At 46.7% G+C, this 15999-nt stretch carries 14 protein-coding genes; 3 read left to right on the forward strand and 11 right to left on the reverse strand.

The genetic code is table 11. The features are described 5' to 3' along the window. Positions 1-227: 227 nt before the first annotated feature. Both GC178_03960 and GC178_03965 read right to left on the reverse strand, forming a co-directional pair. Complete coding sequence (locus GC178_03960; GenBank protein MBI1286713.1) at positions 228-2585, reverse strand: DGQHR domain-containing protein; 2358 nt, start codon at positions 2583-2585, stop codon at positions 228-230. 2 nt (positions 2586-2587) lie between these two features. Beyond that, positions 2588-3433 (reverse strand): Dam family site-specific DNA-(adenine-N6)-methyltransferase, encoded by an 846-nt coding sequence (locus GC178_03965; protein ID MBI1286714.1) that lies wholly within the window; start codon positions 3431-3433, stop codon positions 2588-2590. A gap of 390 nt (positions 3434-3823) precedes the next feature. On the opposite strand from GC178_03965, the gene GC178_03970 reads away from it, so the two are divergent. The 3 genes from GC178_03970 to GC178_03980 are packed head-to-tail and all read left to right on the forward strand — an operon-like array spanning position 3824 to position 6480. Next, entirely contained in the window at positions 3824-4237 is a 414-nt protein-coding gene (locus tag GC178_03970) for a 6-carboxytetrahydropterin synthase (GenBank protein MBI1286715.1), read from the forward strand. Positions 4238-4247: 10 nt separating this feature from the next. Continuing rightward, positions 4248-5126 carry an ACP S-malonyltransferase gene (gene fabD, locus GC178_03975; protein MBI1286716.1) on the forward strand — a complete coding sequence of 293 codons (879 nt, stop codon included), beginning with the start codon at positions 4248-4250 and terminating at the stop codon, positions 5124-5126. Between the two features lie 31 nt (positions 5127-5157). Further along, positions 5158-6480, forward strand: coding sequence for a phosphatase PAP2 family protein (locus tag GC178_03980; GenBank protein MBI1286717.1), 1323 nt, complete (start codon positions 5158-5160; stop codon positions 6478-6480). Here GC178_03980 and GC178_03985 read toward each other — a convergent pair. From GC178_03985 to GC178_04025, 9 genes are read right to left on the reverse strand one after another with little or no spacing between them, the layout of a single operon-like run. Next, positions 6470-7474 (reverse strand): NAD-dependent epimerase/dehydratase family protein, encoded by a 1005-nt coding sequence (locus tag GC178_03985; protein MBI1286718.1) that lies wholly within the window; start codon positions 7472-7474, stop codon positions 6470-6472. The two genes, GC178_03980 and GC178_03985, sit on opposite strands and share 11 nt — an antisense overlap. A gap of 1 nt (position 7475) precedes the next feature. After that, complete coding sequence (gene rfbB / locus GC178_03990) at positions 7476-8528, reverse strand: dTDP-glucose 4,6-dehydratase (protein ID MBI1286719.1); 1053 nt, start codon at positions 8526-8528, stop codon at positions 7476-7478. Then, positions 8525-9547: a UDP-glucose 4-epimerase GalE gene (gene galE, locus GC178_03995; protein MBI1286720.1), complete on the reverse strand. Its 1023-nt coding sequence runs from the start codon at positions 9545-9547 to the stop codon at positions 8525-8527. The genes rfbB and galE overlap by 4 nt, the downstream gene beginning before the upstream one ends. Then, positions 9547-10836 carry a nucleotide sugar dehydrogenase gene (locus GC178_04000; GenBank protein MBI1286721.1) on the reverse strand — a complete coding sequence of 430 codons (1290 nt, stop codon included), beginning with the start codon at positions 10834-10836 and terminating at the stop codon, positions 9547-9549. The genes galE and GC178_04000 overlap by 1 nt, the downstream gene beginning before the upstream one ends. 7 nt (positions 10837-10843) lie before the next feature. Then, entirely contained in the window at positions 10844-11887 is a 1044-nt protein-coding gene (locus tag GC178_04005; protein MBI1286722.1) for a gfo/Idh/MocA family oxidoreductase, read from the reverse strand. 2 nt (positions 11888-11889) lie between these two features. Further along, positions 11890-12462 (reverse strand): N-acetyltransferase, encoded by a 573-nt coding sequence (locus GC178_04010; GenBank protein MBI1286723.1) that lies wholly within the window; start codon positions 12460-12462, stop codon positions 11890-11892. Then, a complete protein-coding gene (locus tag GC178_04015) occupies positions 12462-13448 on the reverse strand; it encodes an NAD-dependent epimerase/dehydratase family protein (protein ID MBI1286724.1) in 987 nt (328 codons plus the stop codon). The genes GC178_04010 and GC178_04015 overlap by 1 nt, the downstream gene beginning before the upstream one ends. Beyond that, positions 13445-14764 (reverse strand): nucleotide sugar dehydrogenase, encoded by a 1320-nt coding sequence (locus GC178_04020; protein MBI1286725.1) that lies wholly within the window; start codon positions 14762-14764, stop codon positions 13445-13447. The genes GC178_04015 and GC178_04020 overlap by 4 nt, the downstream gene beginning before the upstream one ends. Continuing rightward, entirely contained in the window at positions 14761-15894 is a 1134-nt protein-coding gene (locus tag GC178_04025; protein ID MBI1286726.1) for an aminotransferase class I/II-fold pyridoxal phosphate-dependent enzyme, read from the reverse strand. Before GC178_04025 ends, GC178_04020 begins: the two co-directional genes overlap by 4 nt. Positions 15895-15999: the final 105 nt, after the last annotated feature.

The raw sequence follows: 15999 nt of genomic DNA on the forward strand, positions 1-15999 counted from the left end.
TTTTGGTTCTTATTGGTCGATAGATGGACGCTATTGGTTCTTAGAAGGTTCTTATTGGTATTTAGAAGGAGGATATCTCCGTTGCGAAACGACCTATGACCGTTCAGAAACCGAATATGAGCCTTTAGAAACAAGATATGGGCGTTTAGAAAGAAGATATGAGGCTTTAGAAGGACCATATGACAGGAAAGAAGGACTATATGGCAGTTTGGAACGTCTGTATAAGCTTATGGAGTGGGATAGAAATGACCATAAACGTGTTTCAAGAATTTCACTTCCTCTTTGTTCAAACGTTTCTCCTTACTACCAGCATGCGCCCAAAGATTCCGATATGAATTGAAATAGGAAATCCATTTGGTTTTTTCCGCTTGACTATTGAACTTACCTTCATTCGGTACCCGAATTGAAAAATCCTTTTCAAATGTTGTAAACGTGAGATTCTTAGCGGTCGGTTCTTTGGTCCAATATTTTTTGATAATCGTCTTATAATCATTTATGTTAAACATGTCGGTCCATTGGATGTCTTTTCTGCCAAGACCCTCTTTGTATTGACGTTCAATCTCTTCTTCTGCCCGTTTCAAGCATTCTCGCTTGATGTTTCCAATTTCAATGTCCCAATTACTTTCGAATAGAATCTTCAACTTTTCAAGCACCATTTTTTTCATATGCTTTTCAATTGCCTCACCGTATTTCCGTCCTTCGTCTTGAAGTTCTTCATCCTGTCTTTCCTTCCAATCAACAAGTTCAGGCGGATTGTAGTCATTGAATGTTGCATTAATCAAGGATTGGAAGTATCGTAACCAAACTATATCCCCACCTGTTCCATAGGATTTCAATATTGGCTCAGATTCTTTTGGATCGACATTGGAAAGCTGGTCTAAGAGAACCTTCAAGTACTTTTCTATAGCCTCAAATCGGTCTTGCACAGAAGATTTAATGGTCAGATAACCTGAATCGACCATGTGTTTGTTCAGGTCACCAATTAGCGTTACAAATGCATAAGAACCCCGATTTGAAATGATAAAATACTGTTCTCGTTCAAATATTTCAGGATAATTATCTTCGATAAACTCATAGCATCGGTTAATGAAACTGATTACGCTTTTTCTCGATTTCTCCATTTCCCGTCCGTGATCGCCATTGGTAATGTCATATAGACATGCGTTCACAGTTTCCTGCTTGTACTGATTACCCTTAACACTAGGAAGCAGACCAGACTTCAAGAGTGCATTGGCAAAAGGGCTTGCAGACAAAAGTGCTTTGTCCTCCCCAAGCGAGATCTTGTTTTGAAGCGGACCTTGAGAGTTGGTGAGACCTTTAATGATTGATGATCTAAGGGCTTTCATTCGACTATCAGCCCTATCTGATGCCCAAAATAAATCCTCCTCCAATGTTAGCCTTAGCGTTGGGCTGACGGCCTTTTGGTTTTGGTTGATGTCGAAGAAAATCTCCAACTGTTCAGTTGAGCTGAGGTTTATGAAAGCCACAACTGGAATGGTGTTGGTTTCGCTGAACTTTGTATCTGCATAACCATACAACCTATGCTGACCATCTATCACATAAGCAATGGCGTAGGCATTTGGTATTTTCAGCATACCGAATCTTGAGTGTGTATCACCAGCTCGGTTAGACGGTTCAAACTGCAACTTATGCTTCTTCTGACCGAAATTGATGATAATCGAGTTTGGGAAATACCCTCCCTCTGAAATGAATTTTGTAATTCCTTTTAATCTACTCGGCACCAGCAACCTCTGATAAGTTGGCATTTCAGATTCATTCGCTCGTGTTCGGTGAAGAATGAAACTCATTTTGAGTAAAGTGCTCGGTTCCAAGGAGAACATATAATACCTCTTGTTCCCCATTTCACCCTCAACAGCTGGGACTTCAATTTTATCTGTATTTATCAATTGATCCTTGAACAGCAATCCCAAAAACTGATATCGAGCTGCACCTCGATAGTTTTTAATGAGACTATTGAGATAATCATGGGTACTATCATTGTAAAAGAAAGAACCTGTTTTTCTCAACCTTTGGATATCAACGCTTTCGCTATCAATCCGCAAGTTTCTAGTGGCGAAAATGTATTTCACTTTTAATTGCTTTCCGAAGACTTGCGAGATGGCTTTTCTAAAACCATCCAATCTCTTTTCTAAGCCTTCAAACTCTGTCTTCAGAGAATTGGTGCGCTTAGTCTTCTCCGCAGATCGGCACTCTACCAACACTACAGTTTCACCGTCAATGGCAATGACGTCAATTTGCTTCTTTTCTTCGGGGTCTTTCCCATAAGGGAGATAGAACTTGTCATCAAGGTTAAGATGACGATACCCTAAATTGTAAAGTTGACACCAGACATCATCCTCAAATTGCCTACTATGATCTTTTAGCTTCCGCAGAGGGGTTTTGGTCGCAAGAGGCTTTTTATACTCTTCCCATCCTTGCTTCAGCATTTCGTCTGTCAGCGAGTGTTCGACATTCTTTTCGTAATACCTATTCTTTTTTGCCTTGAATAGTTTTCCTAAGTATGATAAGTCTTTGGTGAGTTTCTGTGTGATTTCCTCAACCTGTTCTGGGCTCAGAAAGCTCATGGTCAATCAATTACATTGGTAAAAACGTACTCAGAAAAAATCCCACGCTTTGCTTTCTTGCCGCCAATCAGGCTAGCCCTTCCCAATTCATCAATTCTGTCACCTTCTTTAGCAAACGTTTGTCTCACCCACTTATGTGCAGCATTAGTCAATATGTAATAAGCACCGCAATCTTTTATTTCATCAATCAAAATGGACAAGTCAATTTGATCTTCCTCGTTGAACAACTTGCTGTTGTACTTCACGAAACCGTTGTGATTGTGGGTAACTGTATAGGGTGGGTCCAGAAAAACCAAATCCCCTTCACTTACATTCGAAATTATGTTCCGAAAATCACTCGGAAAAATGACCGCATTCTGTAGGAGTTTAGATACTTCTCTTAGGTTCTCTGGTTCAAAAAAATCCTTGGTTCTGTATCCAAATGGAACATTATACTTTCCACTCAGGTTCACACGATAAATGCCATTGAAGGAGGTTTGATTCAAGAAGATGAAACGAGCCGCCTGTTCCTCAACACTATCAGGTACTGAACTATCTCTCACTTTGTAGTAAAATTCTTTCGTGTTCTTATATGATTGAAGTGCTGATATTACTCCATCGACATTGGATTTAACTTGCTGATAGGCCGACACCAGATCGCCATTCAAATCAGATAAATAAGCTACTTGTTGAGGCTGTAAAAACATAAAAATTGACCCCCCACCCAAGAACGGCTCATGATAATTGTTGAACCCGTTCTTTGGTATGTAATTGTGAAAATGTTTCACCAACCAGCTCTTTCCACCAGCCCATCGAAGGAAAGGACGACAATCAACACGTTCCACAGTTTCACTTACAGTACAAAGCATGACTTAGAACAATTTTGAGGAGAGAATCAAATGAATTTTGAAAACAAATAAACAAATAATGTGACCCTTTAAACAATGTAATCTCCAACATACCTAAAAATCGCTTAGCTTTCGGCTTGCGATGCTGGTTTGCAGGTGGCGTGCGTTAGGGATGGAAGCGGCATCCTTTTTTCACTCACTTACGCTTGATTCTTCGACCCTTCGACAGGCTCAGGACAGGTCACTCAGGATGACACCTCAGCGTCCGTTCTGAAAAAAGATATAGCGGACAGCCCGACCGCGCACATGATCGCGGAGCGTTATGTGCGGGGGAACGCCCAAACCTGAAGGTGATAAAGGTCTTAGGCGTGGTTTGGAATGATACTATATTTGCGCTCCGTTTCTGAGGCGATGATCTACATTACGAGAAGAGAGCGATTTAACGCGGCACACAAGCTTTACAACGAGCATTGGAGTGCGGAGAAGAATGATGAGGTGTTTGGCAAATGCGCCAACGCGAACTGGCACGGGCACAATTTTGAACTTATCGTTACGGTGAAGGGTGAGGTGAATGAGGACACGGGATTTGTGATCAACCTGAAGGACCTGAGTGCGATGATCAAAGACCATGTGATCGAGAAAGTGGACCATAAGAACTTGAACCTGGATGTGGATTTCATGCGTGGGAAGTATCCTTCGACCGAGATCCTTGCCATGGAATTCTGGAAGATACTTGCGCCCTTGATCGCTACGCACGGTGCGGCTCTGCATTGCATCAAACTGATTGAAACCGAAAACAACTACGTAGAATACTACGGAGATTGAATTCCCTGAAATGAAAGCATACGTTTTTCCGGGCCAAGGCTCGCAATTTATTGGTATGGGCAAGGAGCTGTATGAAAGCTCTGCCGAGGCCAAAGCACTTTTTGACAAGGCGGACAAGATCCTTGGGTTCAAGATCACGGAGATCATGTTCGGTGGCGCGGATGACGACCTGAAGCAGACGAAAGTGACGCAGCCTGCGATCTTTTTACATTCGGTGATCCGTGCGTTGACGTTGGAAGAGTTCAATCCAGATATGGTTGCGGGACATTCGTTGGGTGAGTTCTCTGCCTTGGTGGCCAATAAGGCGCTGACCTTTGAAGACGGTTTGAAACTGGTGGCGGCACGTGCGCAAGCGATGCAGAAAGCCTGCGAAATGAACCCCTCGACCATGGCAGCCATTCTGGGAATGGAAGATGAGAAAGTGGCTTCCATCTGTGCCTCGATCAAAGACGAAATTGTGGTTCCGGCCAACTACAATTGTCCCGGACAGATCGTAATATCCGGCACCAACAAAGGCGTTGACCTTGCGTGCGAGAAGTTGACAGAAGCAGGTGCGTTGCGTGCCATCAAACTGAATGTGGGCGGTGCATTCCACAGCCCGTTGATGGAGCCCGCCAAAGTGGAATTGGAAGAGGCGATCCGGACCACCACGGTGAGCAAGCCTATCTGCCCGATCTACCAGAATGTGACAGGTCAGGTGGTTTCGAATCCTGACATCATCAAATCGAACCTCATTGCACAGCTTACTGCTCCTGTAAAATGGACACAGACCGTGAGCCAGATGCTCCGCGATGGCGCCACCTCGTTTACGGAGGTCGGGCCAGGGCGTGTTCTTTCTGGATTGATCAAGAAGGTGAATCGACAGGTGACCACTTCCTCCGTAGGATAATTCGCTAATTTCAGCTTCAAATTTTTGAGGCATGTCTTGGAAGAAACTCAGCCTTTTAGGGCTTTTCGTGTTTTCGTTTTTCACCATTCCCACAGGTTGTAAAAAGGAGCGACCGCCAAAGGTGGATGGCATTGAACAGACCACTTCGCCAAGTCAGTTGGGAGATTGGATGGCGCAGCTTTTGGCCATTATCCGAGCCACAGACCTTACTGGCGCACAGACATCACGAATAATGGCCTACGCAAGTATCGCTTACTACGAAGGCTATCAATTGAGTGCCGAAGACATGCGTTCGTTGGTTGGACAATTGGACGGATTGGACGCACTACCTACTCCAAGCCCAGACCTTAGTTACAACTACGGGGTGATCGCTGAAGCTGCCATGGAAACCGTGCTGCTGCACATGTTTGCAGATGCGCCTCAGAACATCAAACTGGTGATCTCTTCCACGTATGTTGAACACGAACGGGATTATCTGAACATCGGTGTGGTGGAGCCTGTGGTTGCCCGTTCTCGCGCCTTGGGCCAACTGATGGGCAACGCCATTAACAATTGGGCCGATAATGATGGTTATGCTCAGATGATCGCCAACTGTGATGTAACTGTGCCAACGGGAGGAAGCGATTGGAAACCAACACCTTCGGGTTTCAGTCCGCCCGAATATCCGTGTTGGGGTGATCTTCGCGCATTTACCTTCAGCCCCGATCAACTTATCTCGCTCTGCCATCCTGGAATTCCGATCGAGGTTTCGAACGATGGGCAATATGCCGTGGATATTGAAGAGATCGGACAACTGGAATCGAACCTGAACGATGCCCAAAAGGACATGGCCAACTTTTGGAGCGATGGCCCAGGAACATACACGGTTCCTGGACACTACATTTCCATCTTACGGCAGTTGATCGGTCAGAACCTTCTGGACGGTAAGGAAACGGTAACAGCTTTCACCCATCTGTGCATCGCGATGGCCGACACCTATATTTCGACCTACAAACTGAAGTACACTTACTGGCGACCGCGCCCTTTGACGGTTATCCGTGAAGGAGGAGACTCCAACTGGGAATCGTATGTGATCAATCCGTCAACGCCCGAATATCCTTCGTTGAGGACAACCATGGCGTATGCTGCCACACAGGTTTTCATCAACCGTTACGGAGATATTGAATTTACCGACAAGACGCATGAGATCCTGAATCTGGATGCGCGTGTTTATGCTTCCTTCACCGAAATGGGACACGAAGCGGTTTACAGCCGATTGTATGCTGGCACCAACCTGCGGACCACAGCAGAAAACTCAGAATATCACGGAAGATGCATCGCCCAACGGGCAAACGAGCTGTTCTTCAATCAGTAACCTTGGGGCCGTAATGCTCCCTGAACCAGTTGAGCGTTATTTCAAGACCATCGCGGATGCTGACCTTGGGATCGTAACCCAAGTACGCCTTTGCCTTTGAAATGTCTGCCAACGAATCGCGGACATCACCTTTGCGTGGCTCGCGGTAGGTCGGATCGATATCGGAACCGACAAGTTCCTTCAATGTAAAATACAGTTGGTTGATGGTGGTCCGTTCGCCAAAAGCGATGTTGTAAACCTTTCCAGCGGCACCAGGAACCTGAGAGAACATGGCGCGGATGTTTGCCTGAACCGCATTTTCCACAAACGTGAAATCGCGCGACTGCTCGCCATCGCCATTGACGAATGGAGATTCTCCTTTCAAAAGCGCATCCATAAACAATGGAATTACGGCCGCATACGGTCCATCAGGTTTCTGATTGGGACCGAAAATATTGAAATAGCGTAAGCCCACCACTTCAATTCCGTAGTTGAGGGCGTAAACACCTGCGTAAACCTCGTTCACAAACTTGGAAGCGGCATACGGTGAAAGCGGGTCACCGATGTGTTCTTCCACTTTCGGTAGTTTCAGACTGTCTCCGTAAACGGAGGATGAACTTGCATAAACGAATCGCTTGACCTTGGCATCCTTCGCTGCCGTGAGCATGTTCAGGAAACCTGTCACGTTGGCTTCATTGGTCAGCAATGGTGTTTCCAACGAACGTGGTACGGAACCCAAAGCCGCCTGATGCGTGATGTAATCGACACCTTTGCATGCCTTCTTGCATGTTTCAGCATCGGAAATATCTCCATTGATGAACTCGAAATTCGGTTCGTTGAGAAAACTTTCAATGTTCTGGATCTTACCCTCACACAGATTATCCAGCACACGCACCTTTCCAGCACCATATTTCATAAGGTAAGCTGCGATGTTCGAGCCTACAAAACCAGCACCTCCCGTTACAAGAAAAGTTGAACTTGAAATATCGTCCGTATGAAAAAGGGTTTCGTACATCTTAGCGTTCCTGATACTGCTGTTTGAAGTAGTTCTGGTATGCTCCAGAAGTCACATGATTCAACCACTCCTGATTGGCCAGATACCAATCTACCGTTTTCGGCAAACCTTCCTCGAATGTCAGACTTGGTTGCCAACCCAGTTCTGTTTTCAGCTTGGTTGAGTCGATCGCATAACGGAGATCGTGACCTGCACGGTCTTTCACGAATGTGATGAGTTTCTCAGACGTCCCCTCTTCCCTACCCAACTTCTCATCCATAATCTTGCAAAGTAGTCGGATCAGGTCGATGTTGGTCCACTCGTTATTACCACCGATGTTGTAGGTCTCACCGTTAGGCCCTTTGTGGAAAACTGTATCAATGGCCGAGGCGTGATCTTCCACATACAACCAGTCGCGAACGTTCTCGCCTTTTCCATAAACAGGAATTTCCTGATTGTTCTGGATGCGATGGATGGCCAGTGGGATCAACTTCTCTGGAAAATGATTCGGTCCGTAGTTGTTGGAGCAATTGCTGATCACAATCGGCAATCCGTACGTATGAAAATAAGCTCTGACCAAGTGATCTGAACTTGCTTTGGAAGCAGAATACGGGCTTCGCGGATCGTAAGCCGTTGTCTCATAGAAGAATCCTTCATCACCCAAGGAGCCATAAACCTCATCGGTAGAAACGTGGTAGAAACGCTTTCCCTCCCAATTGCCGTCCCACAGTTTGCGGGCAGCATTCAACAGGTTCACCGTTCCAATAATGTTGGTCTTCACAAATGCCATCGGTCCAGAAATGGAACGGTCCACATGCGATTCTGCCGCCAAATGAATGACCGCATCTGGTTGATGCTTGGCGAAAACCTCCTCCATCTTTGCCTCATCGGTGATGTCCGCATGCTCGAACACGTAGTTCGGAGCGTTTTCCACATCCTTCAGATTCTCCAGGTTTCCTGCGTAGGTAAGCGCATCCAAGTTCACAATTCGATAGTTCGGATAGTTGTTCACAAACCTGCACACTACGTGCGAGCCGATAAATCCTGCACCACCTGTTATGATGATCGTCTTCATGTGTTCTGTTTTCTGTAATTCTGTTCCCAGTTCCAAGATGAACTGAGCGCTTCTTTCAATCCAAGTTCAGCCTTCCAGTTGAGCGCCTCATTAGCAAGCGATGTATCTGCCCAAACCTGTGTAATGTCTCCTGCCCTTCTCGACCCGATCCTGTAATTCACTTTAATTCCTGTCGCCTCCTCAAAGCCATTGACGACATCCAGAACGGAATAACCGTTGCCAGTACCGACATTGAATACTTCGTATGCCGAATCCATCCGACCATCCTCAATGCGTTTCAATGCCTGGAGATGGGCCTTTGCCAGGTCCACCACATGGATGTAATCGCGGATGCATGTTCCATCAGCCGTTGGATAGTCATCTCCAAAAACAGTAAGTGTTTCGCGAATCCCCGCTGCTGTTTGCGTAACGTACGGAACAAGATTGTTGGGGATTCCAACCGGAAGTTCACCGATCTTCCCTGAAGCATGTGCCCCGATAGGGTTGAAATATCTCAGTGAAATACTGTTGAATTTCTCGACAGGCGAAGCATCGCGGATGATGTCCTCTGCCATGCTTTTGGTATTTCCGTAAGGAGATTCTGCTTCTTTTCTTGGAGTGGATTCCGTGACCGGGCAAACATCTGGCTGACCGTAAACGGTACAACTGGATGAAAAGACGAAATTCCTGATGTCGTGCTTTTTCATTTCCTCCAGCACGTTCACCAAACTGAAAAGGTTGTTCCTGTAATAGAGCAATGGATCCTGAACGGATTCTCCGACCGCTTTCTTGGCCGCAAAATGGATGATCGAGTCTGCCTCTGCACCTATCTGCTCAAACACCGATGCGGTTGCAGCAGCATCGGAAAGATCTACCTCAAAAAACTGGGGACGAACGCCCGTCAGTTCTTCAATCGCATCAAGCACTTCGATGCTGGAATTGGAAAGATCATCAAGAATTGCAACCTGATAACCCGCCTGTAGCAGTTCTACAACGGTGTGCGAACCAATATATCCTGTTCCTCCCGTTACAACTACCATTACAAACTCCAGTATTCCAGATTATTGATTCTGCCTTTGAAGACGCCTTTCACATCCACAACAATTCCGTTGTCGGAAGAAAGTGATTCGAAATAGTTTTCATCCTTGCTGATGTATTCGGCATGGTTCACAGCCACGATGATGGCATCGTAATTATTGCCAACCTTGGACGTAAGCTCAAAACCGTATTCGTGTTTGAGCTCGCTGGAAGATGCATGTGGATCGACCACGTCCACCCGAACTCCGAACGACTCCAACTCACGGATCACATCCACCACTTTTGAGTTGCGGATATCGGCCACATTTTCCTTGAATGTAGCTCCCATTATAAGCACTTTGGCCTTGCTGATGTCTTTTCCGTTGGCGATGATCTTCTTCACCGTTTCGCGCGCGATATATGGTCCCATCTCATCGTTGATGGAACGACCAGAGGTGATGACCTTGGAGTGATAACCGAGCTCGCGGGCCTTGTGCGTGAGGTAATATGGATCGACACCGATGCAATGCCCACCGACCAGGCCAGGGAAGAACTTCAGGAAATTCCATTTTGTACCTGCAGCCTGAAGCACATCGAACGTATTGATGCCCATTCGGTTGAAGATCATGGAAAGTTCGTTCATCAAAGCAATGTTCACATCGCGCTGGGTGTTCTCAATGATCTTGGCCGCCTCGGCAACTTTGATGGATGACGCTCGGTGAACGCCTGCATCTACCACCAATTCGTATGTTTTAGCCACGATATCCAGTGATTCATCATCACAGCCCGAAACCACCTTGACGATCTTGGCCAACGTATGTTCCTTATCTCCTGGATTGATGCGCTCTGGTGAGTAACCAACTTTGAAATCCTCATTGAATTTCAGACCAGAGACCTCCTCCAAAACTGGAACACAGTCTTCTTCGGTGCAACCTGGATAAACGGTCGATTCAAAAACCACATAATCGCCTTTGCTGAGTGCAGAACCAACTGTTTTTGACGCACTTAACACAGGTCTAAGATCGGGCAGGTTGTGTTCGTCAATTGGCGTAGGAACCGCCACAATATAGAACTGAACGTCTTTCAGGTCGTTCGGATCGGCAGTAAAGAGAATGTCACATCCTTCAAACTCGGATGCTTCCAGTTCCTCGCTTGGGTCGATGTTCTTTTTCATCAACTCCACACGGTCTGCGTTGATGTCGAAGCCGACCACTTTTATCTTTCTGGCGAAAGCCAAGGCAATAGGCAGCCCCACGTAGCCAAGGCCGATCACCGCCAACTTGGCGTCTTTGTTCACCAATCTTTCGTAAATGTTCATCTCACGAATTCTTCTTCGATAATAACTCTTTCGGTCTGAGCGCATAAATGCGCTCGATGATGTCAACCACCTTCAGCCCTTCCAAGGCGTTTGTGGTAATGGATTTGCTTCCGCGCAGGTTCTCAACCACATTCTCTATGATGAAATGGTGGTTTGCCGCAGAGCCTTTGTACGCTCCATAATCATTTGCAGGGCCCGACTCTTCCAACTCCGGCATTTCGTAGCCATCGATGTTGCAGTATTCCACCTCGTTCATGTACTGTCCACCGATCTTCACGCTTCCCTTCTCACCAATAATTGTGAGACTGCTCTCCAAGTTCGAATTCCACACAGAAGTCGAATAATTGATACATCCCATTCCACCGTTCACGAAGTTGAAATGCACCAATCCAGAATCCTCAAAATCGGTAAGGTTCTGATGATTGAAATCGTGAAAATTGGCTTTGATGTCAGTAATGTCTCCGAAGAGCCAATACATGATGTCAACGAAGTGCGAGAATTGCGTGAAAAGTGTGCCACCATCCAGTTTCCCATCGCCTTTCCAAACTCCAGGTTTGTAGTAACGCTCGTCACGGTTCCAGTAACAGTTGACCTGCACCATGAAAACTTTGCCGAGAATGTTCTCCTCAATCACCTTCTTGATCCAGACCGAAGGTGGCGAATAACGGTTCTGCATCACGCAGAAAACCTGCTTTGAAACCTGCAACGATTGAAAGATGATCTTCTCGCAATCTGCCTTGGTCAACGCCATCGGCTTTTCGCAAACGATGTGCTTGCCTGCTTTCAGCGCAGCAATGCTATGCTCCGCATGAAATCCATTCGGAGTACAAACGCAGACCACATCGATCTCAGGAACGGCTGCCAACATCTCTTCCAACGAATCGAAAAACGGCACATCATACGTATCGATCCCCAATTCCTTTCCATCGCGCGAATCACTCAACGCAACCAGTTCACATTCAGAATTGCGGGTGATCATCTCGGCATGTCGCTTGCCAATGTGGCCACAGCCGACCACTCCAAATCGTATTTTCCGTTCGATGATGGTCATGACAGTTTGGTTACCGAACCTTCTTTCAACTGATACTTTTCTCCACTTTCGGGACAAGTTGCCGATCCATTGGCATCGAATTCCAATCGGTGACCGAATTCGCTCATCCAACCGATCTGGCGCGCAGGATTCCCGACAACCAACGCGTACGGAGGAATGTCTTTCGTTACTACGGAACCTGCACCAATGAAGGCGAACGTTCCGATGTTGTGTCCACAGACAACGGTCGCGTTCGCTCCGATGCTGGCACCTTTTCCGACCACGGTTTTCTCGTACTGTCCTCTGCGATTCACCGCGCTTCTCGGATTCGTCACATTGGTAAAAACCATGGATGGGCCGAGGAACACATCATCTTCGCAAATGACACCTGTGTAAATCGAAACATTGTTCTGAACCTTGACATTATTGCCCAAAACCACATTTGGCGAAACCACCACGTTCTGTCCGAGATTGCAGTTCTGCCCCAGAACACAGCCCGTCATCAAATGAGAGAAATGCCACACTTTGGTTCCTTCACCAATGGTGCAGCCTTCATCGATAACCGCTGTTTCGTGGGCAAAATATCCCATCACTTTCTGATATACCCTTCAAAGGTGTTGTGTTCCTTTTTGAACAGTTCCTCTTCTGGAAGGCTTTTGAAATATTCGTAGGTGATCTTCAATCCTTCGGCACGGCTCACCTTCGGCTCCCAATCGAGAATTGCTCTTGCTCTATCAATGTTCGGTTGACGTTGCATCGGATCATCTACTGGAAGTGGTTTGTAGATCACTTTCTGATCCGTTCCTGTGAGTTTGATGATCTCCTCTGCGAATTGCGCAATCGTGATCTCATCCGGATTTCCAATGTTCACCGGCTCTGCATAATCGGAATGAAGCAAACGGTAAATCCCTTCAATCAGATCATCTACATAACAGAAACTTCTTGTCTGACTTCCATCACCGAAAACCGTAAGGTCTTCGCCACGCAGTGCCTGCCCGATGAATGCGGGAAGTACACGACCATCATTCAGTCGCATGCGCGGACCGTATGTGTTGAAAATCCGAACAATACGCGTTTCAAGTCCATGATAACGATGATACGCCATGGTGATGGCCTCCTGAAAACGCTTGGCTTCATCGTACACGCCACGCGGCCCGATCGGATTCACATTTCCCCAGTAATCTTCGGTCTGTGGATGCACCATCGGGTCACCGTAAACTTCAGAAGTTGAGGCGATCAGCATTCTTGCTCCTTTCGCTTTGGCCAGTCCCAAACAGTTGTGCGTTCCCAACGAGCCCACTTTCAATGTTTGAATCGGAATCTTCAAGTAATCGATCGGGCTTGCTGGCGATGCGAAATGCAAAATGTAATCCAGTTCGCCTGGAATATGAATGTACTTGCTTACATCGTGATGGTAGAATTCGAACTCCTTCAGTTTAAACAGGTGTTCGATATTCTTGAGGTTTCCTGTGATGAGATTGTCCATCCCGATCACGTAGTAACCTTCTTTGATAAACCTGTCGCAAAGGTGTGAACCGAGAAAACCGGCCGCACCTGTGATCAATACTCTTTTCATCCTTGTGGGATTATGGTTCTTCGTCCAATGCTGCTGTAGTAGAAACCGAGATCTTTCATTTGATCGAGTTCGTAAAGGTTACGTCCATCGAAGACGACCTTTTCCTTCAGCTTCTCTGACATCACATCAAAATCCGGTGAGCGGAAAACCGACCACTCGGTGGCAATGATCAAGGCATCGGCATTCTCCAAAGCGCTGTTGGCATCCTCGGCATAAGAAATTCTATCGCCTACTCGTTCCTTCACGTTATCCATTGCCTCTGGATCGTAAGCCGTAATGGTTGCTCCCGCTTCCAACAATTTGTCAATGACGTAAAGTGCAGGTGCTTCGCGGATGTCATCCGTATCTGGCTTGAAGGCCAAGCCCCAAAGTGCGAAGTGCTTTCCTTTCAGATCGCCTCCGTAAAAATCTTTGATCTTGGGAACAATGACCGTTTTCTGGTTCTCATTCACGCGCATCACAGAATCAAGAATGGTGAAATCGTAATTCACTTCAGAGGCTGATTTTGCCAATGCCTGTACATCCTTCGGGAAACAGCTTCCGCCATAACCGATGCCCGGAAAAAGGAAACGCTTACCGATACGCGTATCCGTTCCGATTCCGATTCTCACCTTGTCCACATCTGCATCAAGAAGTTCGCAGAGATTGGCGATCTCGTTCATGAAGGTGATCTTGGTGGCAAGGAATGCGTTGGCCGCATATTTGGTCAGCTCGGCCGATTTCTCATCCATGAAGATGATCGGGTTTCCTTGACGGACATACGGTTTGTAAAGCTCTTCCATGATCTTCTTGGCCTTCTCGGAAGAAGTTCCGACAACCACTCGATCAGGCTTCAAGAAGTCATCCACCGCAAATCCCTCACGAAGGAATTCCGGGTTGGAAACCACATCAAAATCTACCGTTGCGTGTTTTTGAACTGCTGCAGTCACTTTATCAGCAGTTCCTACAGGAACGGTACTCTTGTCCACAAGAACCTTGTAGTCCTTCATGATCTTACCGAGGTTATCGGCAACACCAAGCACGTAGGAAAGATCGGCAGAACCATCTTCTCCCGGAGGAGTTGGAAGCGCCAAGAACACGACCTGCGCAGAACCAACGGCCTCTTCCAGGTCTGTGGTGAATTTCAAGCGGCCCTGTTTGATGTTCCGTTCGAAAAGCACATCCAAATGCGGCTCATAGATCGGCACTTCTCCGTTCCGCATCTTATTCACTTTCTTCTCGTCAATATCAACACAGATAACGTGATTTCCGGTTTCTGCCAAGCAGGTCCCGGTCACCAGACCAACATATCCTGTTCCTACAACAGCAATGTTCATTCGCTCTTATTTATGAATTCAATTACTTTTTCAATGATATAATCCTGCTGTTCCGATTCCATTTCGGTGTGAATTGGAAGCGAGATCACGTTATCGCACAGCTTTTCAGTTACGGCAAAACTTCTGTTTGAGTCACTATTGGCAAACGCCTTCTGTTTGTGCAACGGAATCGGGTAATAGATCATGGATGGAATGTCGTTCTCTTGCAAGAATTCCTTAATTCCATTTCTGTCCACGCCATTCAGCACCAAGGTATATTGATGGAAAACGTGCTTCGACCTATTGTCTCTTACTGGAGTTTTGATGGCATCAACATTCGCGAATGCTGCATCGTATCTATCTGCAACGGCAATTCTCCGTGAGATGAAATCATCCAAATGACGGAGTTTGATTCTCAGCACAGCAGCCTGCATGGCATCCAAACGGGAATTGACCCCGACCACGTCATGCGTGTACAATTTGCTCTGACCGTGCGATGCGATCATCACGGCCATTTTGGCCAGATCGTCATCATTGGTGAAGATGGCTCCACCATCCCCGAAACAACCCAAGTTTTTGGATGGAAAGAAGGAGGTCGTTCCGAACGTTCCAATGGTTCCAGATTTCGCCACTCGTCCGTTCGAGAAGAAATAATCCGAGCCGATGGCCTGTGCATTATCCTCAATCACGTGGATTCCATGCCTATCGGCCAACGCCATCAATCCTTCCATATCGGCACATTGGCCGTAAAGATGAACAGGTACGATGGCTTTGGTTTTGGGACCAATGGCCGCTTCAACTTGACTCAAGTCCAAGGTGAACGTGTCCTCATCCACATCCACCATTACAGGTGTCAGACCCAGCAAGGCGATCACTTCGGCCGTGGCCACATACGTGAAAGTCGGAACAATGACCTCATCTCCAGGCTTCAGCCCAAGTGCCATCATGGCAATTTGCAGCGCATCGGTACCATTGGCGCACGGAATCACATGCTCCGCGCCAAGATATTCTGCCAATTCATTCTTAAATCCGTCCACTTCTGGACCACCGATGAATCGCGCAGAGTCCATTACGGCAAGTACGGCATCGTCAATCTCCTTCTGCAAACGCCTGTATTGCGTCTGCAGATCCACCATGGCTATCTGTTTCAAGGTCGCGGGTTTGATTTCCGTGCTTATTCAGAGGCGGCAAATATAGCTAAATAAGACCCCGAGAAACACGTAAAATGTGCTAAAAACGAGGCGTTCGGAGCGTGT

It is taken from the genome of Flavobacteriales bacterium (assembly GCA_016124845.1).
Lineage (GTDB): Bacteria > Bacteroidota > Bacteroidia > UBA10329 > UBA10329 > UBA10329.

What these genes read in the sequence shown, in the direction of transcription:
- GC178_03960 (MBI1286713.1), bottom strand. Translation starts at nt 2,585, where the DNA reads ATGAGCTTTCTGAGCCCAGAACAGGTTGAGGAAATCACACAGAAACTC.
- GC178_03965 (MBI1286714.1), bottom strand. Translation starts at nt 3,433, where the DNA reads ATGCTTTGTACTGTAAGTGAAACTGTGGAACGTGTTGATTGTCGTCCT.
- GC178_03970 (MBI1286715.1), top strand. Translation starts at nt 3,824, where the DNA reads ATGATCTACATTACGAGAAGAGAGCGATTTAACGCGGCACACAAGCTT.
- fabD (MBI1286716.1), top strand. Translation starts at nt 4,248, where the DNA reads ATGAAAGCATACGTTTTTCCGGGCCAAGGCTCGCAATTTATTGGTATG.
- GC178_03980 (MBI1286717.1), top strand. Translation starts at nt 5,158, where the DNA reads ATGTCTTGGAAGAAACTCAGCCTTTTAGGGCTTTTCGTGTTTTCGTTT.
- GC178_03985 (MBI1286718.1), bottom strand. Translation starts at nt 7,474, where the DNA reads ATGTACGAAACCCTTTTTCATACGGACGATATTTCAAGTTCAACTTTT.
- rfbB (MBI1286719.1), bottom strand. Translation starts at nt 8,528, where the DNA reads ATGAAGACGATCATCATAACAGGTGGTGCAGGATTTATCGGCTCGCAC.
- galE (MBI1286720.1), bottom strand. Translation starts at nt 9,547, where the DNA reads ATGGTAGTTGTAACGGGAGGAACAGGATATATTGGTTCGCACACCGTT.
- GC178_04010 (MBI1286723.1), bottom strand. Translation starts at nt 12,462, where the DNA reads ATGGGATATTTTGCCCACGAAACAGCGGTTATCGATGAAGGCTGCACC.
- GC178_04015 (MBI1286724.1), bottom strand. Translation starts at nt 13,448, where the DNA reads ATGAAAAGAGTATTGATCACAGGTGCGGCCGGTTTTCTCGGTTCACAC.
- GC178_04020 (MBI1286725.1), bottom strand. Translation starts at nt 14,764, where the DNA reads ATGAACATTGCTGTTGTAGGAACAGGATATGTTGGTCTGGTGACCGGG.